This is a genomic window from Pseudomonas lactis (genome assembly GCF_001439845.1).
Classification (GTDB): domain Bacteria; phylum Pseudomonadota; class Gammaproteobacteria; order Pseudomonadales; family Pseudomonadaceae; genus Aquipseudomonas; species Aquipseudomonas lactis.
Genome location: NZ_JYLO01000003.1, coordinates 367,628 through 394,109, shown reverse-complemented (window position 1 = coordinate 394,109; position 26,482 = coordinate 367,628). Strand labels below are relative to the sequence as shown.

Below are 26,482 nucleotides of genomic sequence, written 5' to 3'. Positions count from 1 at the left end.
CCTGCGTGGGCACAGCACAAATTCCAACAATAATAATCAGGTACGTTATGTGCGATTACGACTCAGCAGTCTCTTCCTTCGATTATCTACACCTGGCTGCCCAGGACTTGCACGGCGAACTCGGCGCCTTGAATGCCTGCATTGAATGCTGCGACCGGCACGCCGATGGCCATGCCGTGGCGTTGTATTGCGAAACGTACGATGGCCGCGCCACGCAGTACACCTTCAGCGAACTGCAGGCGCACGCGGCGCGTTTCGGCAACTTCCTGCGGGCCCATGGCGTGCAGCCGGGGGATCGGGTCGCCGGCCTGATGCCACGCACGGTTGAACTGGTGATCGCCATCCTGGGAACCTGGCGCATCGGGGCGGTCTACCAACCGCTCTTTACCGCATTCGGTCCCAAGGCCATTGAACAGCGACTGGACTGTTCCAACGCGCGCTGGATCGTGACCGACGCCCACAACCGTCCCAAGCTGGACGAGCTCCTCGACTGCCCCCACGTCATCGTGACCGACGCCACCTCACAGCGCCCCAGCGACTACGCGTTTTGGGATGTGCTGGAGCATCAACAACCCGACTGCACACCTGAGCTGCTGGACGCCCGTGCGCCGTTCCTGCTGATGTGCACCTCGGGCACCACAGGGCCGGCCAAGCCGCTGGAGGTGCCTGTGAGCGCCATCCTAGCCTTCAAAAGTTATATGCGCGATTCAATCGACCTGCGCGAAGACGACCGTTTCTGGAACCTCGCCGACCCCGGCTGGGCCTATGGCTTGTATTACGCCGTGACCGGGCCACTGGCATGCGGCCGGGCCACGCTGTTCCATGACGGCCCTTTCACCGTGCAAAGCACCAGCCGGATTATCGCCAAGTACGGGATCAGCAACCTGGCCGGCTCGCCTACGGCCTTTCGCCTGCTGATAGATGCCGGGGCCGAGTTCGCCGACGCGGTGCGTGGCCAACTGCGTATCGTCAGCAGCGCCGGCGAACCGCTCAACCCGCAAGTCATCCGTTGGTTCGCCGAACAGCTCGGCGTGGTCATTCACGACCATTACGGCCAAACCGAAATCGGCATGGTGTTATGCAATCACCATGGGTTACGCCATCAGGTACGTGAGGGTTCTGCCGGTTATGCGGTGCCGGGGTACCGGATTGTCGTGCTGGACGATGCGCAGCGGGAATTACCGACAGGCCAGCCGGGCGTACTGGCGGTGGATCGCGAGCGCTCGCCCCTGTGCTGGTTCAATGGCTACCTTCACATGCCCACCAAGGCGTTTGTGGGCCGTTACTACTTGAGCGGCGATATCGTGGAGCTCAATGAGGACGGCAGTATCAGCTTTGTCGGCCGTAACGACGATGTGATCACCACGTCCGGCTACCGCGTGGGGCCTTTCGATGTAGAGAGCGCGCTCATCGAACATCCGGCAGTGGTCGAAACCGCGGTGATCGGCAAACCCGACCCGCAACGTACCGAGCTGATCAAAGCGTTTGTCGTGCTCAACCGTGAGTACCTGCCCAGTGTCGAGTTGGCGGAAGTCTTGCGCCTGCATGTCCGACAGCGCCTGGCTGCGCATGCATACCCACGGGAAATCGAGTTCGTTGAGCAACTGCCCAAGACCCCCAGTGGCAAGTTGCAGCGGTTCATTCTGCGCAACCAGGAAATTGCCAAACAGCAGGCACTCGACACATGACTCACGGGCGTATGGCTCCCCCGCTCAGCCGCTCGGAGTTCCAGCGCAGAGCCCTGGAGCTGTTCAAGGAGCGTAGTTTCAGCCAGGTCAGCATGCGCGAATTGGCCGCGCATGTTGGCATCAGCCCGGGCGCGATTTATCACCATGTAGAGAGCAAGGAAGCCATGCTGTTTGAGTGGCTGACAGAGCTGTATCAGGCGCTGTTGTCGCACGTCGATCGGATCAACACCCGTAGATTGACGGCCGCGCAACGCCTGGCAAAGCTGATCGAAGGCCATCTTCAATTGCATGAACAGATGACCGGGCACTTCAAGTTGGCGGTCATGGATGCCAATTGCCTGGGCGCCCCGATGCAAGCGAGCGTTGAGCGATTGAGGCTAGCCTATGAGTCGGAACTCATGAAGGTGGTCGGCCAACTGGGCCATCAGCCCGGCGGGCCGTTGCGCGAGGGCGCGCTCACGGCGATTCTGCCCGTGCTGAACAGCCTGCCCACATGGCTGAGCCCAAAGATTGATCACCGTCAGCGTCGGCTTATTACAAAGACCATCGCCGATGCGGTCATAAAGGCCATTAATTCCCTACCTTGAGTGACTACACCCAACGGTAACCACGACGCGAAGCGAGCCGCTCTTGATCTGCTTTTGATCTTGATCTTAAGCGCCCCGTTAAACCACGCTGGCGGATCACGGGCACACCGAGCCCAAGCGAGGTGCCGAGTAGTGGGGCATGTACCTTTTGCTTACTTTTGGGCTCTTTTCAAAAGTGAGCCGCTGTCAGAGCGGAACCCTAAGTGGCCGTTACCGCAGGAATGGATATGTACTCAGTGTAACGGTGTCGACTGTGAGGCCGTCTTCGCAGGCAAGCCAGCTCCCACAGTTGGATCGTTAGGGTGTCAGGTAGGTGTCGGCTGTCAGGCCGTCGCGGGAGCAAGCTCCCTCGCCACAGGCTCGGCGTCATGCCGAAGTTGTGTAGATACCTATGCATATAGCGGTTTTTCGAATTTTGAACACCAGAGCCCCGCCAAAAATGTTTCTGACGACGCGAATAACCTCTAGCAGGCGTTGCTCCGACTGTTCAGCCTGACGCCTCTCGCCCCGCTCGTCCCTGAACTAGCCGAGCTACGTTCTCATCAATGCGGCCCTGAATCAGGCGCAAGGTGTCTCGCGTAATATCCTGAGGGTATAAGTTCTCAGCGATCGCCGAAAACCGGCGCGCCACCTCGCAAATGCCATCAATCATGCTGCCAGCCAAGTCCGGTGGCACCTCGGCCTCCTCGGCGAGTCGAAGCAGTTGTGTGCGGGAAATCGACAGGGCTTCTCCCATCACATCCATCTGGTGATAACCACCTGGCCCCTCGCAGAAGGTCACGTCGTAAGCCGGCGATAATCTCCACTGACCGCCTTGCGACATGATGTAGGCAAAGTTCTTGGGGTGATCGTCTCTGTTGTTGAACGCCACATTGAAGACGGCACGTTCGAAGGCCCGCGCCATCTCGCGCACGTCATTTGTACACATCTGCGTTGCCCGCAGGAAGTTGACGTAGTCCAGCACTCCCGGGGAGCGGTAATTGGCGCCCGTAAACGCCGCGAGGCTTTGCATCGGGACGCGCAGACCATCGCGTCGGTCAAATCGCTTACTGGCAAACGCTGCCAACCCATCAGGCAGACTGAAGTACTGCGTGTCGGGGGTGTCTATACCGCACAAGCGCAGGCATTCGGCGTAGACCATTTCGATGGCACATACCTCGGCATGCTCTTCTTTGGCAGGGAACTTGATCAACCACGCTTCAAAGCCTGGCGTGACGGCGGTGGTAAAACCACCGGTTACGGGGTCGCGATACACGAGGGCCTTGGGCCGTGCTCCTTGAGGCGAGCCACCCACCAGCAGCAACGTGTGCAGGAACTCGCCCCCGTCTCCGTGGAGTACTTGCTGCACCTGGGCGGCAAGCTGTTCCAGCGGGATGTGGGCTTCAGACGCCTGCCCTTCGGGCGCCACGGGCTCAAACGTCACGGCGCCCATCGCGTTGCTACCGATGTACGCCAGCCGCTCCAGTGGTCCGATGCGCGCCGTGGTGAGCCCGCGGCGCCTGAACATGCGGTCCATCAACAACATGCCCCAGCCATCCGGCAACGCATCGTAGATAGGCCCTGGCAAATGCAGTTGGTGGTCTGGAAAATCTCTACGCAACTGAGCCCCCTCCAACGGCAGCATGTATGAGCACAGTTCCAAACCCTTTTGTCTGGCTTCGTTACTGTACTCGAACACGATCAGCGGGCGAGCGGTCAAGGCGGTGGTGGAGACCAGCGAGCCCCATTGCCATCGCTCGCCCCAGCCTTCGTAGAAGACATTTACCTGCTCAAGCATTGCCGGGCTTCCTCTTTGTGCGCAGACGATTGGCGCTGTTTTCGTAGCGCCGAATATCCTCGATGCTGTCTAGCTTAGGCAGAAACAGGCCTTCGAGCTCCTTGGTTCGGCCAAGCGCTATGGCCACCCGAACGACGTTCTCGAACCCCACATTTCGCCCGGCTTCAAGGTTGGACACGGTGTTGGTGCCAATGCCAGCGCGCCCGGCCAGTTCGGCTTGTGTCATGTCCAGCGCCAAGCGCTCTGTGCGCAAGCGATCACAGAGGCGCTTGACGACTTCGCTCGGCTTGCTGAAGCTTAAATCCAACATAACCTGTACTTATCCCTTGTTGCGCCAGTTAGTGCCCAAAATTATAGAATTAGCAGCAACGGCTATCAAGCCGAATAACTCCCTTAATTAAGGTGTTAGCCACCAAAACGCACGATTTACCCACAACATAATGGATTTATCTGACATTAAGTCAAAAAAAAGCGGGCGAGGCTTACAACCGTACTTTGAGTGACGACTGTCTTGCGTCCGACCCGCTCCACGCTTGAACCCAGACCCGCGCAGGCCTACCCTGCACGCGTCGAACAATCACCCAACACGTCAAGGAAGACTTCAAATGTGGGATGGCAGCGTTACTTTTGGCGACTCATGGGCCGGTTACATTGGCCGTGCGGATCAAAACACTGCTCACTCCCATGTCGCCATCCAACTGTGCATCGGCATAGGCCAACCCGCCACCCTGGAACTGCCAGGAAAGGTGATCCGTGCGGCAGGCGTGATCATCGGTCCCAACGTCGAGCACCGTGCCGTAGCCGAGAGTCACCCGGTGGCATTTTTGTATGTCAGCCCGGACACGGTGTTGGGCCGTGCGCTCAATGCGTTGCTGCAAGACGATGGCATCGCCCTGGCCAGTGATGAATTGCTGGAGTGTTTTCGCCGTAACACGTCCCTGTCGCACTTTGTCGACGCCCTCTCGCGTTTACTGGCAATGACCCCGCCGATCGACCACAGGCTTCACAAAGCCTTGAATATTCTGCGTCTGGACCGCGACGGCCCAGGTTGTGTCAGTCGCGCTGCCCAGGCGGTGGGGTTGTCCAGCCCGCGCTTGCGCTGCGTCGCCACCCACCAGATGGGGGTTTCTCTCTCCCAGTGGATCATCTGGAACAAACTGGAACGCGCCTCCAAATCCCTGGCCGGGGGTTCGACGTTGTCGGACGCCGCTGCCGACGGCGGTTTCTCCGACCAGGCGCATTTGGCTCGCATGATGCGCCGCATGATTGGCATGACGCCGCGCACTGCCGCCGTGGTTTTGCGCAAGCCAAGCGTTTCGTTCAAGACGCACTGACAGCAAAACGCCAACATCCACCGCATCTGATTCGCAACAACGTCAACCCCCTCCAGCAGAACACTCAGCTCCACTGAAAGTGAATAAAAGAGTGTTCGCCCGGACGCGCGTGTCTGCGAATCGACTACTTGGTCGAAAGTGCCCAGCCCATGGTGGACCGCCCTGCGCGGGAGGTCCACAGCGTTTCTGAGCCTGCTTGACCCCAACGCGCATCGACAGGGAGTACCACATGACCAAAGGCAAGTTGATAAAACTGACGCTGTGCGGCGTCGTGGTCGGCGGGTTGCTGATGCTGGGCTGGCAGCGCTGGCAGTATTCCAGCACGTATGTGAGCACCGACAACGCCGAACTTGACGGGGTGATCATCCCGGTAAGGGCTAAGCTCTCGGGCGTGGTGATCAGTGTGCCGGTGGTGGACAACGTCAGGGTACAAAGCGGCGACCTGCTGTTTCAGATCCGCGACAATGAATACCGCTACCAGTTGCAGCAGCGCGAAGCACAGTGGCAAGCGCTGCTCGCCGCCGCCGGGCGCGCAGGCGTTCCGGGGGCGCTGGACAGCCAGGTGCTCGGCGCAGTGGCCATGCGCGAGGCCGCAAAAGCGGCCCTGGCTCAATCGAGTGCCAACCTTGAGCAGGCGCGCAACGACTACCAGCGTGCCCGTCGCCTCGGCGCCCAAGGCGTGCTGAGCACCCAGGACCTGGAGGTGGCCAAGGCGCGTTTCGACGCCCTAAGCCACGCCCAGGGAGTGGCGCGCAGCAACGCCCAGGCCGCCGCTCAAAGTACCTTGGCCAACAAAGCCGAACTCAAGGTGCAGGACTATCGGATCGCGGCCGCGCAAGCGGAGCTGGAACAATCCAGGATCCAGCTCAACGACACCCGCCAGACCGCGCCGATGCGCAGCATTGTTTCGAAGAAAGAAGTGGAGCCTGGCCAGTTTGTGGTCGCTGGCCAAAAGCTCATGAGCCTGATCGCCACCGACCCGCTGTGGATTACCGCCAACTTCAAGGAGACCCAGGTGGGCCGCGTGCGCGTGGGCCAGAATGCCCGCGTCACCGTGGACGCCTTCCCCGGGCACGCCTTCGACGGCGTCGTCGAAAGCCTGGCACCGGCCACCGGAGCCAAGTTCTCATTGCTGCCCCAGGAGAATGCCACGGGCAACTTCACCAAGGTGGTGCAGCGCGTGCAGGTGCGCATCGCGCTCAACGATGTGCCAGATGACTACAAGGCGCTATTGAGCCCGGGCATGAGCGCGTTTGTCGAAGTGGCCGCACCTGACGACGCCGGCCACACGCTATGAAGTCGCCTTACCTGATTGCGCTGACCGTCACGCTGGTGTCGATGATGGAGTTGCTCGATGTCACCATCGTCAACGTAGCGATTCCCAGCCTGATGGGCACCTACGGTGCGTCGGTGGATGAAATCTCCTGGGTCTCCACCGGTTATGTGGTGGCCAACGTGGTGATTCTTCCGGTCAGTGGCTGGCTGTCGGCGTGGTTCGGCCGGCGGACTTATTACTTGGTCTCTACCGCGCTGTTCGTGCTGGCATCATTGGGCTGCGCGATGTCTGCCGAACTTTGGCAACTGGTCGCGTTCCGGGTGCTGCAAGGCCTGGCGGGTGGCGGGTTGCTGGGGATTTCCCAGGCAATCATCTACGACGTGTTCCCCAAGGAAAAGGTCAGCAGCGGCATGGCGCTGTACGGCGTGGGCGTGATGATGGGGCCCACCTTGGGTCCGACCGTCGGCGGCTACCTGATCGACACGTTGTCGTGGCATTGGATCTTCTTGATCAACTTGCCGATCGGTGCCGTGGCCTTGTTGCTGTGCTGGCTGTGTATCAACGACTCGCCCAACGAACAAAAGCCTTCCAGTGTCGACTACAGCGGCTTCTGCTTGCTGGCCCTGGGCGTGGGCAGCCTGCAGATCCTGCTGGAGCGCGGCGAGCACTGGGACTGGATGGCGTCCAACTGGACCGTGGCCTGCCTGTTGCTCAGCAGCTTCAGCCTGGTGAGCTTCTTTTGGTGGGAGCGGCATGTGGCCAACCCGATCGTCAATGTCGCGCTGTTCCAGAACCGCGAGTTCCTGATGGGGTGCATCTGTGCGTTCTGCGTGGGCTTCGGGCTGTACAGCACGTTGTTCATGGTGCCGCTGTTCTTGCAGACCCTGCTGGCGCAGAGCGCTTACCAGAGCGGGTTGGTGATTTTCCCCGGGGCGGTGGCCAGCGCCATCAGCACCTTGGTGATCGGCAAGCTGTCCCAGGAAAACAAGATCGACGAGCGCGTGTTCGTCACCCTGGGCATTGTCATGTACTGCTATGCGATGTTCCTGCACACCCAGTTCACCCTCGACAGTAACCCCGACTCGCTGTATTGGCCCTTGGTGATCCGCGGCCTGGGCCTGGGCATGATCTTCGTGCCGCTGACCAACCTGGCGATGCGCCGCCTGCCGCTGACATTGATCTCCGGCGCCTCAGGCGTACTCAACCTGATGCGCCAGTTGGGGGGCAGCGTTGGCATCGCCATCGCAGCCACCTTGCTCACACGGTTCTCGTGGGAACGCTACCGCCTGCTCTCCGAGCATGTCACCGAATCGAGCCTGGTGGCCAGTGGCTGGGGAGGTGTGGAAACCGACCCGTTGTTTCTTTCCCTGGGCCTGGCAAGCCATCAACAAGCCCTGGCCCTGATGCCTTACCTGCAAGCGCGCGAACAAGGGCAAATGCTGGCGTTCAGCATGCTGTTCGGCACCTTGGGAGCGGTGATGGCCATCGGGATTCCCATGGTGCTGATGATGCGCAGAAGCCACCTCAGTCGATAAATCTTTCAGTGGAGCACACCCCTTGCGTATTCCAGGCCTGCATCTGAACACCCCCCCGCTGCTCATGCCGCTGTATTGGCTGGCACTCGCCTGCGCGCCCACTCAGGTATTGGCAGATGACTTGTACCACCTGTACCAGAAGGCGCTGACCCACGACATGCAGTTCGCCGCCGCACAGGCCCAGCAATTGGCCACGGCAGAAAAGGAACCGCAAAGCCGTGCCAACCTGCTGCCGGACCTGTCTGTCACCGGCGGCGCGGCCTGGGTCGATGCCGAGGATTCGTCCGACTATCATCGCAATCGCAATAACACCAACGCCTACGCCGTGGTCCTCACACAGCCGCTGCTGCGTTGGCAGAACGTGATCGCCCACGACCAAAGCAAACTGTTGATCAGCGCCAGTGAACTGCATACCGAACAGGCGCGCCAAGCGCTGATGCTGCGCGTCGCCCGCGCTTATTTCGATGTACTGCTCAATCAGGAACTGTTGAACACCCGCACGCAACAGCTACAAACCCTGCGCGAGAGCCAGACGCGCAGCCAGCGACTGCTGGCCGACGGCGCTACCACCGCTAATGCGCTCGCCCAAGTGCAGGCCAAGTACGACCAGGCATTCGCCGAACAGGTGGCCGCTCGTGGCGCACTGGACATAGCCAATGAAACACTCACCCAATTGACCGCCGCGCAGGCGGGCCCGTGGTCAGGCAAAGAGCCGCAGTTCAGTGCCCCGGTGCCCGCTGCCATCGATGATTGGGCCACGACCGCGCAACAAGGCAACCTTGCCGTACAGGCGGCGCAGATTGCCCAGCGCCTGGCCGAAATGGACATCGACAAGGAACGGGCCGGCCATTTGCCGACCCTGGATCTGATCGCCGCCCATGGCCGCTTCGCCTCTGTCGGCGGCGATGTCTACGATGTGACGTTGCCGGAAAACCGCTATAACCAGACCGTGGTCGGGGTCAAACTGAGCGTTCCCCTCTACAGCGGTGGCCGCACCAGCAGTCGCGTGCGCGAAGCCCATGCACTGCAAAGCAAGGCGGCGGACGAAGTCGAAGATGCACGTCGCAACGCCGGCATGAAGGCACGTCAGGCCTACCTGCAAGTCACCAATGGCATGAGCCAGTACCACGCACTCAAGCAGGCCTTGAACTCCAGCCAGATCAACCTCGCCGCCGTGACCCACGGTTTCGAAGCCGGCTCGCGTATCAACACCGATGTACTGGATGCCCAACAGAAAGTCACCGATACCCAGCAACGCCTGGCCCAACAACGCTATGCGATCCTGATGGCCCAGTTGCACCTGCTGGCCTCCACCGGCAACCTGAGCGACGCACGCCTGCGTGATATCAGCCATACGCTGAACTGACGCGCTGACCAGTAGTGCGCTGACATCCGCTCAACGTGAGGGCTGATTTGGATTAAGCTTGGGCATCTCAAAAATGGAACACTGCCCATGTTCGACCTCAACGAACTCTTCCTCTACGCCAAGGTGGTCGAGCACGGCGGCTTTGCGGCGGCGGGCCGTGCGCTGAACCTGCCCAAATCGACCTTGAGCCGCAGAGTCAGCCAGCTTGAAGCCAGGCTGGGGGCACGACTGATACAGCGCTCGACGCGCCAGTTCCAAGTCACCGATATCGGCCAGGCCTACTACCGCCACTGCGTGGCGATGATTGCCGAGGCCGAGTCGGCCGAAGATGTGATTGCTTTCAACAAATCAGAGCCGCGCGGCGTGATCCGCTTGAGCTGCACCACTGCGCTGCTCAACTATTGGGTGGCGCCGATGCTGGCCCAATTCATGGCGCAATGCGCCAGCGTCGAACTGAACGTGAAGAGTTTCAACCGCAAGGTCGACATCATCAGCGAAGGCTATGACATGGCCTTGAACCTGTGTTTCCCGCCGCTGGAAAGCAGTGAGCTGGTCATGAAGGTATTGGCTAAAAGTCCTCAGGTGCTGGTGGCGAGCGCGACTTTTTTGCAGGGTGCTCCCCTGCCCTCGCTACCAGCTGACCTTGCCGGGCTGGCGACTATCCATTGGGGCAACCCGTTGCTTCAGTACCTGTGGGACCTGATCGGGCCGGACGGCGCCACGGCGCAGGTAGTACACACGCCACGCCTGGTCAGTGATGACATGTCCACCCTGAAAAACGCAGCACTGGCGGGCGTGGGCATCGCCAACCTACCGCAGGTAGTCGTGAAAGACGAACTGGCCGATGGCCGCCTGATTGCCGTATTGCCTGAATGGCAACCCGCTGAAGGCGTGATCACCGCCGTGTTCCCTTCCAGGCGTGGGCTGATGCCGTCGGTGCGGTCCTTGATCGACTTTCTGGGCGAGGCGTTTGAGGCGCCGTGATGCGCCCTCGCGTTGCTGGGAAAGTTCCTTGCACCCTGAGCAACAGTCTTTTGTCATCAACCACATTGATAGCTCCCTAACAAAACCCCCATGCTAGAGGGCTGACTCCGCGCTTATATCATTCCGAATGATAGTTACCTTTGCTTCATTCGATTCGTGACCTAGCACCTCCCCGCGCATGATCCGCCCATCTCAAATACATTGGCGGATGCACCTCATGGAACAGTCACTTAAACATTTGCGCTTCCCCTTGGCGATCTTGGCCGTGGTGGTGATGAGCGCGTGCGGCAAGTCCCCGGAACAAGCGGCCGCCATGCCTCCTGCCAAGGTCAGCGTGGCCAAGGTGTTAGAACAACCGGTCAACGAATGGGACGAGTTCACCGGGCGCCTTGAAGCGCCGGAAACCGTGCAGATTCGTCCGCGAGTGTCCGGCCAGATTGACCAGGTGGCGTTCACCGAAGGCGCGCTGGTGAAGAAAGGCGACCTGCTGTTCCAGATCGACCCTCGCCCGTTCCAGGCCGAAGTGCGCCGCCTCGAAGCCCAGCTAGCGCAGACCAAAGCCGCCGCCACTCGCAGTGAAAACGAAGCGCAACGTGGCGAGCGCCTGCGCCAGAGCAATGCGATCTCCGCCGAACTGGCTGACTCGCGCACCACCGCCGCCCAGGAAGCCCGCGCGGCCATGGCCGGGATCCAGGCGCAGTTGGACCTGGCCAAGCTGAACCTGAGCTTCACCCGCGTGACCTCGCCCATCAGTGGCCGCGTCAGCCGTGCCGAAATCACCGCCGGCAACCTGGTGACCGCCGATACCACTGCACTCACCAGCGTGGTCTCCACCGATAAGGTCTACGCCTACTTCGACGCCGATGAGCGCGTGTTCCTCAAGTACACCGAACTGGCCCGCGAAGGCCGGCGTGGCGCAACCACCCCTGTGTACCTGGGCCTGTCCAACGAAACCGGCAACCCGCACCTGGGCCAGATGAACTTCGTCGACAACCAGGTCAACCCGGCCACTGGCACCATCCGTGGCCGTGCAGTGTTCGACAACAGCAAGGGCGAATACACCCCTGGCCTGTATGCGCGCTTGAAGCTGGTCGGCAGCGGCACCTATTCGGCCGTATTGATCAATGACGAAGCGGTCGGCACCGACCTGGGCAAGAAATTCGTACTGGTGATGGACGGCGACAAGCCGGCTTATCGCGCGGTGGAACTGGGGCCGAAAATCGAAGGTTTACGCATCGTGCGCAGTGGCCTGACCAAGGACGACACCGTGATCGTCAAGGGCCTGCAACGTGTGCGCCCAGGCTCGCCGGTCGCGCCGGAAACCATCCCGATGGCCAGCAAGGAAACCCTCGCCGCCTTGGCCCAACAACGACAAGCGCTTGAAGCCAGCAACCTGGAGCAAGTGGCGCCGGAAAAACCCGCGCCCAAGCTCGCAAGCGTCGCGACTCCACGCGGTTAAGGGATACTCAAGATGAATTTTTCCAAGTTCTTCATATCAAGGCCGATCTTCGCAGCGGTGCTGTCGCTGTTGATCCTGATCGCCGGTGCGATCTCGCTGTTCCAGTTGCCGATCAGCGAATACCCGGAAGTGGTGCCGCCGACCGTGGTGGTGCGCGCCAACTTCCCGGGGGCCAACCCCAAAGTCATCGGTGAAACCGTGGCCGCGCCGTTGGAGCAAGCCATCACTGGCGTCGAGAACATGCTGTACATGTCCTCGCAGTCCACTGCCGACGGCAAGCTGACCCTGACCATCACCTTCGCTCTGGGCACCGACCTGGACAACGCGCAGGTGCAGGTGCAAAACCGTGTGACGCGCACCCAGCCCAAGCTGCCAGAGGAAGTGACGCGCATCGGTATTACCGTGGACAAGGCCTCCCCCGACCTGACCATGGTGGTGCACTTGACCTCCCCGGATCAGCGTTACGACATGTTGTACCTGTCCAACTACGCGATCCTCAATATCAAGGATGAACTGGCCCGCCTGGGCGGCGTCGGTGACGTGCAGTTGTTCGGCATGGGCGACTACTCTCTGCGCGTCTGGCTCGACCCGAACAAAACCGCTTCGCGCAACCTGACGGCGACCGACGTGGTCACAGCGATCCGCGAGCAGAACCGCCAGGTGGCTGCCGGTGCCCTGGGCGCCCAGCCCGCGCCGAGCGACACCAGCTTCCAGTTGTCGGTCAATACCCAGGGCCGCCTGGTCACTGAAGAAGAGTTCGAGAACATCGTGATTCGCGCGGGTGCCAACGGTGAAATCACGCGCCTCAAGGACATCGCCAGGGTCGAGCTGGGCTCCAGCCAATACGCGCTGCGCTCGCTGATCGATAACCAGCCGGCCGTTGCGATTCCGATTTTCCAGCGTCCCGGCTCCAATGCCATCGACATCTCCAACGATGTGCGCAGCAAGATGGCCGAGCTGAAAAAGAGCTTTCCGGCGGGGATGGATTACCGCATCGCCTATGACCCGACCATCTTTGTACGCGGTTCCATCGAAGCGGTGGTGCATACCCTGTTTGAAGCACTGATCCTCGTGGTGCTGGTGGTGATCCTGTTCCTGCAGACGTGGCGCGCCTCGATCATCCCCTTGGTGGCGGTGCCGGTATCGTTGATCGGTACGTTTGCGGTGATGCACCTGTTCGGGTTCTCACTCAACGCCCTGTCACTGTTTGGCCTGGTACTGGCCATCGGTATCGTGGTGGACGACGCCATCGTGGTGGTGGAGAACGTCGAGCGTAATATCGAGCTGGGCCTGGAGCCCTTCCCGGCGACCGAAAAAGCCATGAGTGAAGTGACCGGCCCCATCATCGCCACGGCGCTGGTGCTGTGTGCGGTGTTCATTCCGGCCGCCTTTATCAGTGGCTTGACCGGGCAGTTCTACAAGCAGTTCGCCTTGACCATCGCGATCTCAACCGTGATCTCGGCGTTCAACTCCCTGACCCTGTCTCCTGCACTGGCCGCTGTGTTGCTGCGCGGTCACGACGCGCCGAAGGATCGGTTCTCGAAGTTCCTCGACAAGGTCTTCGGCGGCTGGCTGTTCCGTCCCTTCAACCGCTTTTTCGAAAAGGCCAGCCATGGCTACGTAGGCACCGTGCGCCGAGTGATTCGCGGCAGCGGTATTGCGTTGTTCGTCTACGCAGGTTTGATGGTGCTGACGTTCTTCGGGTTTGCCCACACGCCGACCGGTTTCGTCCCGGCCCAGGACAAGCAATACCTGGTGGCCTTCGCCCAATTGCCCGACGCCGCAAGCCTGGACCGCACCGAAAACGTGATGAAGCGCATGTCGGAGATCGCCCTGAAACAGCCCGGCGTGGAAGCTGCGATCGCCTTCCCGGGCCTGTCAATCAACGGGTTCACCAATAGCCCGAACAGCGGCATCGTGTTCGTGACCTTGAAGCCCTTCGATGAGCGTAAAGACCCAAGCATGTCTGCCGGTGCGATTGCCGGTGCACTGAACGGCCAATACGCCAATATCGAAGAAGCCTACATGGCGATCTTCCCGCCGCCGCCGGTACAAGGCCTGGGCACCATCGGGGGCTTCCGTCTGCAGATCGAAGACCGTGGCAACCTCGGCTATGACGAGCTGTATAAAGAAGTGCAGAACGTGATTGCCAAGAGCCACAGCGTGCCTGAACTGTTCGGCCTGTTCACCAGCTACACGGTCAACGTGCCGCAAGTGGACGCGGCTATCGACCGCGAAAAGGCCAAGACCCACGGCGTGGCGATCAGTGACATCTTCGACACCCTGCAGGTCTACCTGGGCTCGTTGTATGCCAACGACTTCAACCGCTTCGGGCGTACCTATCAGGTCAACGTGCAGGCCGAGCAGCAGTTCCGACAAGACTCCGACCAGATCGGCCAACTGAAAGTGCGCAATAACAGAGGCGAGATGATCCCGCTGGCGACCTTTATCAAGGTCAGCGACACCTCGGGCCCGGACCGCGTGATGCACTACAACGGCTTCATCACCGCAGAAATCAACGGCAACGCCGCGCCGGGCTACAGCTCTGGCCAGGCCCAGGCCGCGATTGAAAAACTGCTCAAAGATGAACTGCCCAACGGCATGACCTACGAGTGGACCGACCTGACCTATCAGCAAATCCTCTCAGGCAATACCGCGCTGTTCGTGTTCCCGCTCTGCGTACTGCTGGCGTTCCTGGTGCTCGCGGCCCAATACGAAAGCTGGAGCCTGCCACTGGCGGTGATCCTGATCGTACCGATGACGCTGCTGTCGGCCATTACCGGGGTGATCATCTCGGGCGGCGACAACAATATCTTCACCCAGATCGGCCTGATCGTACTGGTGGGCCTGGCGTGCAAGAACGCGATCCTGATCGTCGAGTTCGCCAAGGATAAACAGCAGGAAGGCCTCGACCCGCTCGCTGCGGTACTGGAAGCCTGCCGCCTGCGTCTGCGGCCGATCCTGATGACCTCATTCGCGTTCATCATGGGTGTGGTGCCGTTGGTGCTCTCCAGCGGTGCCGGTGCCGAGATGCGCCATGCCATGGGCGTGGCGGTGTTCTCCGGGATGATCGGTGTGACCTTCTTCGGTCTGTTGCTGACGCCAGTGTTCTACGTACTGATCCGTCGCTATGTCGAGCGCAGTGAAGCGCGCAAAGCGGCCAAGGCCTTGAAGCTGGAGACACAGCAATGAGTGTGAAAATATTCCTGCCGAGCCTGCTGGTACTGGCGCTCGCCGCCTGTGCCGTAGGCCCGGACTACAAGACCCAGCAACTGGAGGCGGCCAACATCACGGCCGCCGCCGACACCAAAAGCTACGACCACGCCAAATACGAAGGCATCTGGTGGCAGCAGTTTGACGACCCGACCCTCAACCAGTTGGTGACCCAGTCCCTGAGCGGCAACCGTGATTTGCGCGTGGCCTTCGCCCGTCTGCGGGCGGCACGGGCCATCCGTGATGATGCGGCCAACGATATCATGCCGGTGGTCACCTCCCGGGCCAGCAGCGATGTGGGCAAGGGCCAGATTCCAGGGCAGACCACCAAGCGTGTCAACAGCGAGCGCTACGACCTGGGCCTGGACATGGCCTGGGAAGTGGATTTGTTCGGGCGTATCCGTCGCAACCTGGAAGCCAGCGACGCCGACCAACAGGTGGCCGAAGCCGACCTGTACCAACTGCAAGTCACCATGATTGCCGAACTGGTGGATGCTTACGGTCAACTGCGTGGAGCGCAACTGCGTGAACGCATCGCCCTGGACAACCTGAAGAACCAGCAGGAATCGCGCACCATCACCGTCAGTCTGCGCGACGCCGGCGTGGGTGATCAGCTCGACGTCGAACGCGCCGACGCCCGCCTGGCAGCGGTTGAAGCCAGCGTGCCGCAACTGCAGGCCGAACAAGTGCGCGAGCGCAACCGCATCGCCACCCTCCTCGGCCAGCGCCCCGACAAGCTGAGCGTGGACCTGAGCCCGAAAGACCTGCCAGCGATTGCCAAGGCGTTGCCAATTGGCGACCCGGGGCAACTGCTGCAACGGCGCCCGGACATCCTCAGCGCCGAACGCAAACTGGCCGCCGCCACCGCACGTATCGGCGTGGCCAAGGCCGACCTGTTCCCACGGGTGAGCCTCAGCGGCTTCCTCGGCTTCACTGCCGGGCGCGGTTCGCAGATCGGCTCGGCCGCGGCGAATGCCTGGTCCCTGGGCCCGAGCATCACCTGGGCCGCGTTTGACCTGGGCAGCGTGCGTGCGCGTTTGCGCGGTGCGAATGCCGAAGCCGATGGCGCCTTGGCAACCTATGAACAGCAAGTGCTGCTGGCGCTGGAAGAGTCCGAGAACGCCTTCAGCGATTACGGCAAGCGCCAGCAACGCCTGGTCTCGCTGATCCGCCAAAGCGAATCCAGCCGCGCCGCCGCCGACCTCGCCGCGATCCGCTACCGCGAAGGTACCGTGGACTTCTTGGTACTGCTCGACGCCCAGCGCGAACGCCTGGCCGCCGAAGACTCCCAGGCCCAGGCCGAAGTGGACCTGTATCGCGGCATTGTGGCGATCTACAAGGCGTTGGGTGGTGGCTGGCAGCCGGATACGGTGGTTGCCAGCAGCAAGTGAGGTAAAGAGCTCCTTTGGTTGGTCGCATCCAGCCAATTTTTAGCCCTGCGGTCCATTCGGTCGTGGGGCTTTTTTTTGCCACCGATCGTCCCACGCAGAGCGTGGGAACGATCAAGTGAGAAACATCCTAATCCCGCAGGGTGGAAGTTAGAGGCGACTCGTCTCGCTCAAAATCAAACTCCGATAATGCCCCGGATTCGATCCCACCCACTTACGAAACGCCTTATAAAACGAACTCGCATCGGCAAACCCCAACCGCGTGGCGATCTCGGCAAAGCTGATCTGCGGTTCAGCCAGCCATACAATCGCCAACTCCTTGCGCACGCTGTCCTTGAGCCCCTGGTAGGTCTGCCCCTCTTCCGCCAGGCGGCGGCGTAGGGTGGACGCAGAAATACACAACCTGGCGGCAAGAGCCTCGGTTTCCGGCCAGGTGTCGGGGGGCATCTGCCGAAGGTCGTGCTTGATGCGCGTGGCGAGGCTTTCGGGGTCGCGATATTTGACCAGAATGTTAGCCGGTGCATGGGCCAGGAAGCGTTGGAGCTCCTGCGGGCTGCGCTTGATCGGCAGGTCCAGGCAATCGGCGGAAAAGATCATGCGGGTGCGTGGTCGATCAAAGCGCAGGTTGTCAGAGAACATCACCTGATAATCGTCACAGAAGTCCGGCTGCGCGCAACGCAGCTCAATGGCGAGAATCGGAATGCGCCGCCCCGCCAGCCAGCAGGCGACGCCGTGGACGATCATCCAGTAGGTAAAGTAGGTAAACGCACGCTTGGGCTCATCAGGCTCGAGCAGGACAATTTCCGCCAGGCTCTGTTGGCGCACCAGCTGGGCTGGCAGGTGCTCCAGCATCAGTGAGAGAAACCCCAAGCCGGTTTCCAGGCCCGCCGCCAGGCTGGGTTGTGCCATGGCGGCGCGACACAGGAACGCCAGGCTGCCGGACTTGAGCTTGCGCGGGTCCATGCCAAAGAACTCATCGTCCCTGCGCCGCGCCAGCAAACGCCACAGGCGTGCATAGGCGGTGGCCGCCACGCGAGCGCCGGGCTGCTCAAGCAACGCCGGGGCAATCCCGACTTTGCTCAATGCCTCAACGGTGGCGGCTCCCGGCGCGCAACTGTGCAACAACGCTTCGCGCACTAGGTGGATGGAGATGGTGTCTTTTTCCGACATGGGGCGTTGAGCTGTCCGGCTGCGGTGTGGTTGGCCTGCATCATAAGGGCGGTTGCGCTTCGCCACCACTGTTCAGCCCACGTTCAGCAAAGGTCAATATTTCTTGTTTAGCAATGAGTATCATTATGTTACAAATTAGCTCCCTAACTAGTTGCGCCTGGGTGCCCGATGCTCGTTCCTTTTTTAATCATGCTGCGCGAAGGCATTGAAGCCGCCTTGATCGTTGGCATCATCGCCAGTTACCTGCAACAGACCGGGCGTGGCCAGTGGATGCCTGCGGTTTGGATCGGCGTATTCCTTGCGGCAGCGCTGGCGCTGCTGGTGGGCGGCGGCCTGGAATTGGTCAGTGCGGAATTCCCGCAAAAGCAGCAGGAATTGTTTGAAGGTGTCGTCGGGTTGGTGGCCGTGGGCATCCTCAGTTCCATGGTGTTCTGGATGCGCAAAGTGGCGCGCTCGATTAAACACTCGCTGCATGAATCCCTCGACCATGCGCTGGCCGGCTCCAGGCATCAGGTGTTCGCCCTGATTGCCATGGTGTTTTTCGCCGTGGCCCGCGAAGGGCTGGAGACGGTGTTCTTCTTGCTGGCCGTGTTCCAGCAGAGCGAGGGTCCAGGCGCTCCGATTGGCGCCCTGCTCGGCCTGGTCCTGGCCATTGTCGTGGGTTTGCTGATCTATTCCGGCAGCATGCGCCTGAACCTCGGCGCGTTTTTCCGCTGGACTGGCCTGTTCATCCTGATGGTGGCGGCCGGCATTCTCGCCAACTCGGTGCAGGCCCTGCATGAGGCCGGCGTTTGGAATCACTGGCAGACCGTGCTGTTTGATTTCAGTGCCGCATTGCCCATGGACAGCCCGCTCGGTTCGGTACTGGCCGGCATGTTCGGTTACCAGGAGGCGCCGACTGTCAGCACCCTGGGCGCCTATGTGATTTATCTGGTGGTGGCCCTGGTGATGTTCTTCCTGCCCTCGGCCCCTAGCCAGCCCGCTGCCAACACCTCTTCCGTTTCCAGCCAGTAAGGACCGTCTCTTGTCCAACCCAACCCCTCAATCGGCCCCGCCGTCCCGCGCCTTGCGCTGGGGCGTGGCTGGCTCGGTGGTGGTGATGATCGCCGCCGGTGGCCTGTTCTACTACGCCTCGCAATTGGCCGCGACCAAGCGCCAGACCAACCACAATGAAATCGCGGTCACGATTCACAGTCACGCCTGCGAGCCCAACGCCCTCACCGTGCCGGCCGGGCGCGCAAGCTTTCGTATCATCAACCGCTCCGACCGTGCGGTGGAGTGGGAAATCCTCGACGGCGTGCTGGTGGTCGAGGAACGGGAAAATATTGCCCCAGGCCTGAGCCAGGTGATCAACGCCAACCTGTTGCCCGGCGACTACGCCATTACCTGTGGCCTGTTGAGCAACCCGCGTGGCACCTTGCATGTCACGCCCACGGCAGAGTCCGACGCCCAGGCTAAGGCCAAGCCGTCGATGGTGGCCTTTATCGGCCCGTTGTCTGAGTTTCGCGTATACCTGAGCGGCCAAGGCAGTGCCCTGGTCAAGGCCGTAACGGCGCTGCAACAGGCCATCGCCGCCGGTGATCTGGCCCAGGCGCAGGCCATGTATGTGCCGGCCCGTGAGGCGTATCAGCGCCTGGCGCCTGCCTCTCAACGCCTGGCCGAATTGGATAACGCGATCAACGCCCGCGCCGACTACTTTGAAAAGCGCGAGCAGGACCCCGCCTTCAGCGGCTTCCACCGCCTCGAATACAGCCTGTTCCAGCAGCACAGCCTCGATGGCCTGGCGCCGGTCGCCCAGCGCCTGGTTACCGACGTCACCACGCTCAAGCAACAGTTACTGGCCCAGTCCCTGCCACCGGAGCAACTGGTGAGCATTGTGGTGCGCAACCTCAATAGCCTGGCGGACGTGCGTGCGGCGAGCGGTGAAGAAGAACGCTACAGCCACATCGACTTGAACGGCTTTGCCGCCAATCTGCAGGTCGCGCACAAAGTGGTCGACCTGATGCGCCCGTTGCTGGGCAAGTCCGCCGCCGACCTGTTGCCCACTATCGACAGCGCGCTCAACGCCTTCGACACCGAACTCGAGGGGCTCAAGGTGAATGACCGCTACCCAACCTACGACAAGGTTACAGCCGATCAGCGCAAGCAGATCGCCGATAAGGCCAAGGCACTGGCCGTTGCACTCGATGGAATCGACCCCGCCCTTGGCCTTTCCGGCCTGCAGTGAAGACGACCGCATACATGAGTGATACAGAACAGTTTGACCTCCAACGTCGCCGCGTCCTGTTGGGCATGGCGGCCACCGGCGCGGCGATTGCCGGCAGCAGCCTGTCCTGCCCGGCGATGGCAGCAGTGGCCGAGCAAGTCACCACGGCCCCGCGCAGCGACAAGACCCAGGACCACCAGGCGTTTTTCGGCAAGCACCAAAGCGGCATCGTCACCCCGCGCCCGGCCTGCGGCATGGTCGTGGCGTTCGATGTACTGGCCAGCGACCGCGAAGACCTGGAACGCCTGTTTCGCACCCTGAATGAGCGCATCGCGTTCCTGATGACGGGCGGCACCGTGCCCCAGGTCGACCCGAAATTGCCGCCCACCGATTCCGGTATCCTCGGCCCGGTGGTCACGCCGGATAACCTGACCATCACCGTGTCCGTCGGCGAATCGTTGTTCGATGAGCGCTTTGGCCTAGCGGCGGCCAAGCCCAAGCGCCTGAGTCGCATGGTCGGCTTTCCCAACGATGCGCTGGAACCGGCGCAGTGCCATGGTGACCTGAGCCTGCAGTTCAGCTCCAACACGCCGGACACCAATATCCACGCCCTGCGTGACATCGTCAAAAACCTGCCCGACCTGCTGCTGGTGCGCTGGAAGCAAGAAGGCAGCGTGCCGCCCCAGGCACCGTCCAAGCCCGGCGAACCGGCGCAGAGTGCGCGCAACTTCCTGGGCTTTCGCGATGGCTCGGCCAACCCCAATTCCAACGATGACAAGGCCATGGACCAAATCGTCTGGGTACAGCCCACCAGCGACGAACCGGCCTGGGCCGCCCATGGCAGTTACCAGGCCGTGCGCATCATCCGTAACTTTGTCGAGCGCTGGGATCGCACCCCGCTGCAAGAACAGGAAAGCATCATCGGCCGTATCAAACCCACGGGCGCGCCCATGGACGGCCAGCATGAAACCCAGGTCCCGGACTACAGCAAGGACCCGGAAGGCAAGTTGACCAATCTCGATGCCCACATCCGCCTGGCCAACCCGCGCACCCCGCAGACCCAGGCCAACCTGATCCTGCGGCGGCCGTTCAACTACTCCAACGGCGTCAACAAAAACGGTCAACTGGACATGGGCTTGTTGTTCATCTGCTACCAGGCTGACCTGGAGAAAGGCTTTATCAGCGTGCAAACCCGACTCAACGGCGAGCCGCTGGAGGAGTACCTCAAGCCCGTGGGTGGCGGGTATTTCTTCACGTTGCCCGGGGTCACCGGCCCTAAGGATTTCATCGGGCGCACGCTGCTCGCGGCAACGCACTCTCAAAATCCTGCCAAGACCTAAAACACACCAGAGCGGAATGTCTCCCATGAAGAAGTCGTCTATCGCGTTGTTGTTACTCAGCCTTTCGCCACTGGCAAGCTTCGCCGCTACTGCGCCGTTGGACCTGGTGGGCCCGGTGTCGGATTACAAGATCTACGTCACCGAAGAAATCGGCGAACTGGTCACCCAGACCCAGGCGTTCACCGACGCCATCAATAAAGGCGACCTGGCCACCGCCAAGAAGCTCTATGCGCCGACCCGCGTGCACTATGAGTCCATCGAACCGATCGCCGAGTTGTTCAGCGACCTCGACGCGTCCATCGATTCGCGTGTGGACGATCATGAAAAAGGCGTGACGGCCGAAGACTTCACCGGCTTTCACCGCATTGAATACGCGCTGTTCTCGCAGAACTCGACCCAGGGCCTGCAAGCGCTGACCGCCAAGCTCAACGCCGATGTGAATGACCTCAAGACCCGCGTCGATGGCCTGACTTTCCCGCCGGAGAAAGTCGTCGGTGGTGCTGCTGCGTTGCTCGAAGAAGTCGCGGCCACCAAGATCTCCGGTGAAGAAGACCGCTACAGCCACACCGACCTGTACGACTTCCAGGGCAACATCGACGGCGCGAAAAAAATCGTCGACCTGTTCCGTGGCCAGATCGGGCAGCAAGACCAGGCCTTCCTGGCCAAGGTCGACAAGAACTTTGCCAGCGTCGACAAGATCCTGGCCAAGTATAAAACCAAGGATGGCGGCTTCCAGACCTATGACAAGGTCAAGGACAACGACCGCAAGGCCCTGGTCGGCCCGGTCAATACCCTGGCCGAAGACCTCTCGACCCTGCGCGGCAAGCTGGGTTTGAACTAACGGCCGCGCACAAAAAAACACCCAGTCCCTGTCCAAGGGCCCGGGTGTTTTTTTGCCGATAAGTTGCTCGGCTAGAGAATGCGGTACAGCAAGCGCTCGATCCGCACCCGGCTGACACGCCGCAGGAATTTGCCGACAGCGGGCGGGTAATCCACCAGTGTCTGCAATTGCTGGTAACCCTGGATACGCGTGGTGTGCTGGAAAATATTCGCAAGCTCGGCGCTTCGCGGACCCAGCCATTGGCCTTGAGGGTCGTCGATCAGCAAGCCGTTTTCCAGGTCGAGGCGAAACGCCCGAGGGTTGAGGTTGTTGCCGGTGAGCAAGGTGTAGCGCTCATCCACCCACATGCCCTTGAGGTGATAAGTATTATCGCCGTCGCGCCATAAGTGCAGGTTCAACTGGCCGCTGTTGATCATCGGCTGATGCCGCTTGGCAAAGCGCCGCAGGCTGATCTCGTACAAGTACGGCAACGCCGCAATCACCTTGAAAGGCTCGGTGGGCGGAATGTAGAAGTCGTTGGCAGTCTTGTCGCCCACCACGATGTCGATCTTCACGCCGCGTGCCAGGGCGCGGTTGATCTCACGGGTCACCGGCAATGGCAGGTTGAAATACGGCGTGCAGATGGTCAGTTGCTGCTGGGCGCTGGCGATCAGTTCGAGGATCACCCGGCTCAACGGGTTGTTCTTGCCGACGCCCAGCAAGGGGCTGACCGACAGATGGCCATTGGGCAACTGCCCGGCTGTGGTGTCGTAGGTCGCATGCTTGAGACGGCTGCGCAGGTCGCCGATATCGTTGCGCAGGCTGCGGGTGGTGGGCGGGTTTGGCAGGTCCAGGCGATGCACTGCCTTGGATGCCACCAGGCCGTGTTCCACCAGGTGCTGCATCGAATCGGCCAAGGGTTGGCTATGGATCAGGTGGTAGCGGTCGAAGCGGTATTTGTCGAACTTGTGCAGGTACACATTGTTCAGGCTGGCGCCGCTGTACAGCACGCTGTCATCAATCACGAAACCCTTGAGGTGCAACACGCCAAACAGCTCACGGGTTTGCACCGGCACGCCGTACACCGGCACTTCGGTAGCGTGGCGCTGGGTCATCGCCTGGTACCAGGCGCTGTTGCCCGGTTGCTTGCCCGCGCCGATCAACCCGCGCTGGGCGCGCAGCCAATCCACCATCACCACGATCTCCAGTTCAGGCCGTGCGGCCTTGGCGGCGTGTAGGGCGTCGTAGATCTCCTGCCCCGCCTCGTCCTGCTGCAAGTACAAGGCAACGATGTAGATACGCCGCGTGGCCTGGGCGATTTTCTCCAGCAGGCAGCGACGATAGGCGTCGGCGCTGGGCAGCACCTCAATGGCCTCGTTGGACAACGGAAAACCGCGCAGCTTGGGCAACAGGGAGCGTTTGAAGAACGACGGCATAGGGCTCGCAATGGGTCGAATCCGAAGAGGCCCAAAGCTTACACCATGAGGCTGCTCAGGTCTCGCGGTGGGTAATTTAAAAAACGCTGTTGACCATGAAGAACGATCGTTCTACTGTACTCGACATGAACGATATAACCCAGAATGAAACCCGCGACATTATCCTCGACGTCACCGAGAAGTTGATCTATCGCCACGGCATCGCTGCCACCGGCATGGACTTACTGGTGAAAACCGCCGGTGTGTCGAGAAAAAGTATCTACCGCTACTTCGCCAACAAGGATGAGTTGGTGGTGGCCGCCCTGCAACGCCGCGACGAACGCTGGATGCAGTGGCTGCGCAGCGAAGTGGAACGCCGCGACGACAGCGGCGAGCGCTTGCTGGGGCTTTTCAGCGCGCTCAAAGGCTGGTTCGGCTCGGCAGACTTTCGCGGCTGCGCCTTTATCAACACCAGCGGTGAAACCGGTGACGCCCAAGACCCCGTGCGCCTGTTGGCCAAGGCCCATAAACGCAAACTGTTCGAGTACGCACTTGAACTGTGCCAAGCACATGGCACCCCCGACCCGGAGCAGCAGGCCGCGCAACTGCTGATCCTGATCGATGGCGCCATTACCGTTGCCCTGGTCATGGGTGATTCAACAGCTGCCGATAATGCGCAATGCATGGCGCGAACCTTACTGCAACTGTGAACCCACAGCCCAGGCAACTTTCGACCCAACCTTTATTGCTTTGAGGAGACGCCCATGTCAGCCCAAGAAGAAGTCCGCCCGCCCCTGCCGCCGTTTACCCGCACGTCTGCCATCGAAAAAGTCCGTCTGGCCGAAGACGGCTGGAACTCCCGCGACCCGCAGCGCGTGTCCCTGGCCTATACCCTGGATACGAACTGGCGTAACCGCGCCGAATTTGCCCATAACCGCGAAGAAGCCAAGCAGTTCCTGACCCGCAAATGGGCCAAGGAGCTGGATTATCGACTGATCAAGGAACTGTGGGCCTTCACCGATAACCGCATCGCCGTGCGCTACGCCTATGAATGGCACGATGATTCGGGTAACTGGTTCCGCTCGTACGGCAATGAGAACTGGGAATTCGATGAGAACGGCTTGATGGCCAACCGCTTTGCCTGCATCAACGATATGCCGATCAAGGAAAGCGAGCGCAAATTCCATTGGCCGCTGGGGCGGCGCCCGGATGATCACCCCGGCCTGTCAGAACTGGGGCTATAACCCCGATTCTGCAGACAGCGTGAGATCCAATGTGGGAGCTGGCTTGCCTGCGAAGACGGACTAACAGTCAACACAGCTGGACCGGGTACATATCCGTTATTTAGGTAACGGCCACTTAGGGTTCCGCCTGACGGCGGGTCACTTTGGAAAAGAGCCCCAAAGTAACCAAAGGGCTCTTGCCCCACCACTCGGCACCTCGCCTAGGCTCGGTGTGCCCGAACGCAGGCTTGAATCCGTGGGCCGCCGCCACGCGCCATCCATGGCGCGGGGCGGCTAACCCGGCGTCCTGCCGGGTTACCCACGAATTCAAGCCTGCGTTCGGCCAGCGTGGTTTAACGGGGCGCTTGAGATCAAGATCAAGAGCAGAGCAAGAGCGACTCGCTTCGCATCGTGGTTACCGTATGCTGTTACAACCCACAAAGTTGTGTAGATACCTATGCCTTCGCAAGCCAGCTCACACATTTGGATCGCGGGGCATCAATTGGATCAACCTCTGCTAACAGCGCCCTCCCACACGTTTAGTCCTGATTCAGCCCCACCCGATACAACACACCGTCATCCTCATCCGTCAGCACATACAGAAAGCCATCCGGCCCCTGCCGCACATCACGGATCCGCGCTTTCAATTCGCCCAACAAGCGTTCCTCGTGAACCACCTTGTCACCCTCGAACTGCAAGCGAATCAGCTCCTGGCTGACCAGCGCACCGATAAACAGGTTGTGCTGCCAGGCCTTGAACCGGTCGCCGTCATAGAACGCCATGCCACTGATGCCCGGCGACTTCTCCCACACATGATGGGGTGCCACTGTGCCCTCGGCCGTTTTGCCCTTGGCTTCGGGAATCGGCAACAGGGAATAGTTGATGCCATGGGTCGCCAACGGCCAGCCGTAGTTCTTGCCGCGTTCGATGATATTGACTTCATCACCGCCACGGGGCCCATGTTCATTTTCCCAGATCGTGCCGCTCCAGGGGTTCAAGGCCAGCCCTTGCGGGTTGCGCTGCCCATAGGACCAGATCTCCGGACGCACGCCGGGCTGACCGACAAAGGGGTTGTCATCCGGCACGCGCCCATCCGGGTAGATGCGCACCACTTTACCTTGCAGCTTGTCCAAGTCCTGGGCCGTGGGGCGGTCGTTGTTCTCACCCAGGGTCACGAACAGGTAGCCGTCACGGTCAAAGGCCAGGCGCGAACCGAAGTGATTGCCCGTAGATAGCTTGGGCTCCTGGCGCAGAATCACCTTGAAGTCCTCCAAGCCGCTCAAGTCAGCCGCCAGGCGCCCACGCCCTACGGCAGTGCCGGCCTTGCCGCCCTCACCACCGCCTTCGGCGTACGACAGGTACACCAGGCGGTCCTGCTTGAAGTCTGGCGACAGCACCACATCCAGCAACCCGCCCTGCCCTTTGGCCCACACCTGCGGCACGCCCTTCAAGGGCGCAGAGAGCTTGCCGTCCGGGCTGACAAACCGCAGGTTTCCAGGCCGTTCGGTCACCAGAAAACCTTGCTGGTCGGGCAAAAACGCCAGCGCCCACGGATGGTCCAGACCCTTGGCGATCGGTGTTGCGGTGATGCTGCCTTGCTCGCTGGGGAACTGTTGGCTATCGGCGGCATACACCGCGCTCAACGGCAGTAACGCGGTGGCGCACAGGGCGGCCATCAGGGTTTTACGTACAAACATAAGG

The 26,482-nt window shown here is 61.0% G+C and carries 21 protein-coding genes; 16 read left to right on the top strand and 5 right to left on the bottom strand.

Features of this window, described 5'->3' with window-relative positions; translation table 11 throughout:
• The first annotated feature begins 47 nt into the window (after positions 1 to 47).
• Positions 48 to 1,688 carry an AMP-binding protein gene (locus tag TX24_RS06765; RefSeq protein ID WP_057709955.1) on the top strand — a complete coding sequence of 547 codons (1,641 nt, stop codon included), beginning with the start codon at positions 48 to 50 and terminating at the stop codon, positions 1,686 to 1,688.
• Between the two features lie 11 nt (positions 1,689 to 1,699).
• A complete protein-coding gene (locus TX24_RS06760; RefSeq protein WP_003191099.1) occupies positions 1,700 to 2,275 on the top strand; it encodes a TetR/AcrR family transcriptional regulator in 576 nt (191 codons plus the stop codon).
• A gap of 487 nt (positions 2,276 to 2,762) precedes the next feature.
• Here the strand turns inward: TX24_RS06760 and TX24_RS06755 are convergent, their stop codons facing one another.
• Together TX24_RS06755 and TX24_RS06750 are read right to left on the bottom strand one after the other, a co-directional pair.
• Positions 2,763 to 4,052: a type II toxin-antitoxin system HipA family toxin gene (locus TX24_RS06755; RefSeq protein ID WP_057709954.1), complete on the bottom strand. Its 1,290-nt coding sequence runs from the start codon at positions 4,050 to 4,052 to the stop codon at positions 2,763 to 2,765.
• Positions 4,045 to 4,362: a helix-turn-helix domain-containing protein gene (locus TX24_RS06750; RefSeq protein WP_003191097.1), complete on the bottom strand. Its 318-nt coding sequence runs from the start codon at positions 4,360 to 4,362 to the stop codon at positions 4,045 to 4,047. Before TX24_RS06750 ends, TX24_RS06755 begins: the two co-directional genes overlap by 8 nt.
• A gap of 295 nt (positions 4,363 to 4,657) precedes the next feature.
• Here TX24_RS06750 and TX24_RS06745 point away from each other — a divergent pair, with 295 nt between their 5' ends.
• The 8 genes from TX24_RS06745 to TX24_RS06710 all read left to right on the top strand — a co-directional run bounded on the left by TX24_RS06745 (position 4,658) and on the right by TX24_RS06710 (position 16,610).
• On the top strand, positions 4,658 to 5,386 hold the full coding sequence (locus TX24_RS06745; protein WP_057709953.1) for an AraC family transcriptional regulator: 729 nt from the start codon (positions 4,658 to 4,660) through the stop codon (positions 5,384 to 5,386).
• Positions 5,387 to 5,615: 229 nt separating this feature from the next.
• Positions 5,616 to 6,683 carry an HlyD family secretion protein gene (locus TX24_RS06740; RefSeq protein ID WP_057709952.1) on the top strand — a complete coding sequence of 356 codons (1,068 nt, stop codon included), beginning with the start codon at positions 5,616 to 5,618 and terminating at the stop codon, positions 6,681 to 6,683.
• Positions 6,680 to 8,197, top strand: coding sequence for a DHA2 family efflux MFS transporter permease subunit (locus TX24_RS06735; RefSeq protein WP_057709951.1), 1,518 nt, complete (start codon positions 6,680 to 6,682; stop codon positions 8,195 to 8,197). Before TX24_RS06740 ends, TX24_RS06735 begins: the two co-directional genes overlap by 4 nt.
• Positions 8,198 to 8,219: 22 nt before the next feature.
• Complete coding sequence (locus tag TX24_RS06730; protein ID WP_057709950.1) at positions 8,220 to 9,563, top strand: TolC family outer membrane protein; 1,344 nt, start codon at positions 8,220 to 8,222, stop codon at positions 9,561 to 9,563.
• Between the two features lie 87 nt (positions 9,564 to 9,650).
• On the top strand, positions 9,651 to 10,547 hold the full coding sequence (locus TX24_RS06725) for a LysR substrate-binding domain-containing protein (RefSeq protein WP_057709949.1): 897 nt from the start codon (positions 9,651 to 9,653) through the stop codon (positions 10,545 to 10,547).
• A gap of 217 nt (positions 10,548 to 10,764) precedes the next feature.
• Positions 10,765 to 12,006 (top strand): multidrug efflux RND transporter periplasmic adaptor subunit MexE, encoded by a 1,242-nt coding sequence (gene mexE / locus TX24_RS06720; RefSeq protein ID WP_034135660.1) that lies wholly within the window; start codon positions 10,765 to 10,767, stop codon positions 12,004 to 12,006.
• Positions 12,007 to 12,018: 12 nt separating this feature from the next.
• Positions 12,019 to 15,198, top strand: coding sequence for an efflux RND transporter permease subunit (locus TX24_RS06715; RefSeq protein ID WP_003191086.1), 3,180 nt, complete (start codon positions 12,019 to 12,021; stop codon positions 15,196 to 15,198).
• A complete protein-coding gene (locus tag TX24_RS06710; RefSeq protein WP_032891990.1) occupies positions 15,195 to 16,610 on the top strand; it encodes an efflux transporter outer membrane subunit in 1,416 nt (471 codons plus the stop codon). The genes TX24_RS06715 and TX24_RS06710 overlap by 4 nt, the downstream gene beginning before the upstream one ends.
• A 147-nt stretch (positions 16,611 to 16,757) precedes the next feature.
• Here TX24_RS06710 and TX24_RS06705 read toward each other — a convergent pair whose 3' ends face one another.
• The gene (locus TX24_RS06705; protein WP_057709948.1) at positions 16,758 to 17,777 is read right to left on the bottom strand and encodes an AraC family transcriptional regulator; all 1,020 of its coding nucleotides are present in this window, start codon (positions 17,775 to 17,777) and stop codon (positions 16,758 to 16,760) included.
• A gap of 168 nt (positions 17,778 to 17,945) precedes the next feature.
• On the opposite strand from TX24_RS06705, the gene efeU reads away from it, so the two are divergent.
• Genes efeU through efeO (TX24_RS06685) form a run of 4 tightly spaced genes read left to right on the top strand, consistent with a single transcriptional unit; the run spans position 17,946 to position 22,164 of the window.
• Complete coding sequence (gene efeU, locus TX24_RS06700) at positions 17,946 to 18,791, top strand: iron uptake transporter permease EfeU (protein ID WP_057709947.1); 846 nt, start codon at positions 17,946 to 17,948, stop codon at positions 18,789 to 18,791.
• 10 nt (positions 18,792 to 18,801) lie between these two features.
• Positions 18,802 to 20,004, top strand: coding sequence for an iron uptake system protein EfeO (efeO, locus tag TX24_RS06695; protein ID WP_003191079.1), 1,203 nt, complete (start codon positions 18,802 to 18,804; stop codon positions 20,002 to 20,004).
• Between the two features lie 14 nt (positions 20,005 to 20,018).
• Positions 20,019 to 21,323, top strand: a complete 1,305-nt coding sequence (gene efeB / locus TX24_RS06690) for an iron uptake transporter deferrochelatase/peroxidase subunit (protein WP_057710009.1) — start codon at positions 20,019 to 20,021, stop codon at positions 21,321 to 21,323.
• 25 nt (positions 21,324 to 21,348) lie between these two features.
• On the top strand, positions 21,349 to 22,164 hold the full coding sequence (gene efeO / locus TX24_RS06685; protein ID WP_034135556.1) for an iron uptake system protein EfeO: 816 nt from the start codon (positions 21,349 to 21,351) through the stop codon (positions 22,162 to 22,164).
• Positions 22,165 to 22,235: 71 nt separating this feature from the next.
• Here the strand turns inward: efeO (TX24_RS06685) and pssA are convergent, their stop codons facing one another.
• Entirely contained in the window at positions 22,236 to 23,579 is a 1,344-nt protein-coding gene (pssA, locus tag TX24_RS06680) for a CDP-diacylglycerol--serine O-phosphatidyltransferase (RefSeq protein ID WP_034135555.1), read from the bottom strand.
• 125 nt (positions 23,580 to 23,704) lie between these two features.
• On the opposite strand from pssA, the gene TX24_RS06675 reads away from it, so the two are divergent.
• Together TX24_RS06675 and TX24_RS06670 are read left to right on the top strand one after the other, a co-directional pair.
• Complete coding sequence (locus TX24_RS06675; RefSeq protein ID WP_003191075.1) at positions 23,705 to 24,268, top strand: TetR/AcrR family transcriptional regulator; 564 nt, start codon at positions 23,705 to 23,707, stop codon at positions 24,266 to 24,268.
• Positions 24,269 to 24,322: 54 nt separating this feature from the next.
• A complete protein-coding gene (locus TX24_RS06670) occupies positions 24,323 to 24,802 on the top strand; it encodes a nuclear transport factor 2 family protein (protein ID WP_003191073.1) in 480 nt (159 codons plus the stop codon).
• Between the two features lie 518 nt (positions 24,803 to 25,320).
• Here the strand turns inward: TX24_RS06670 and TX24_RS06665 are convergent.
• The gene (locus tag TX24_RS06665; RefSeq protein WP_034135553.1) at positions 25,321 to 26,478 is read right to left on the bottom strand and encodes a PQQ-dependent sugar dehydrogenase; all 1,158 of its coding nucleotides are present in this window, start codon (positions 26,476 to 26,478) and stop codon (positions 25,321 to 25,323) included.
• Positions 26,479 to 26,482 lie beyond the last annotated feature (4 nt).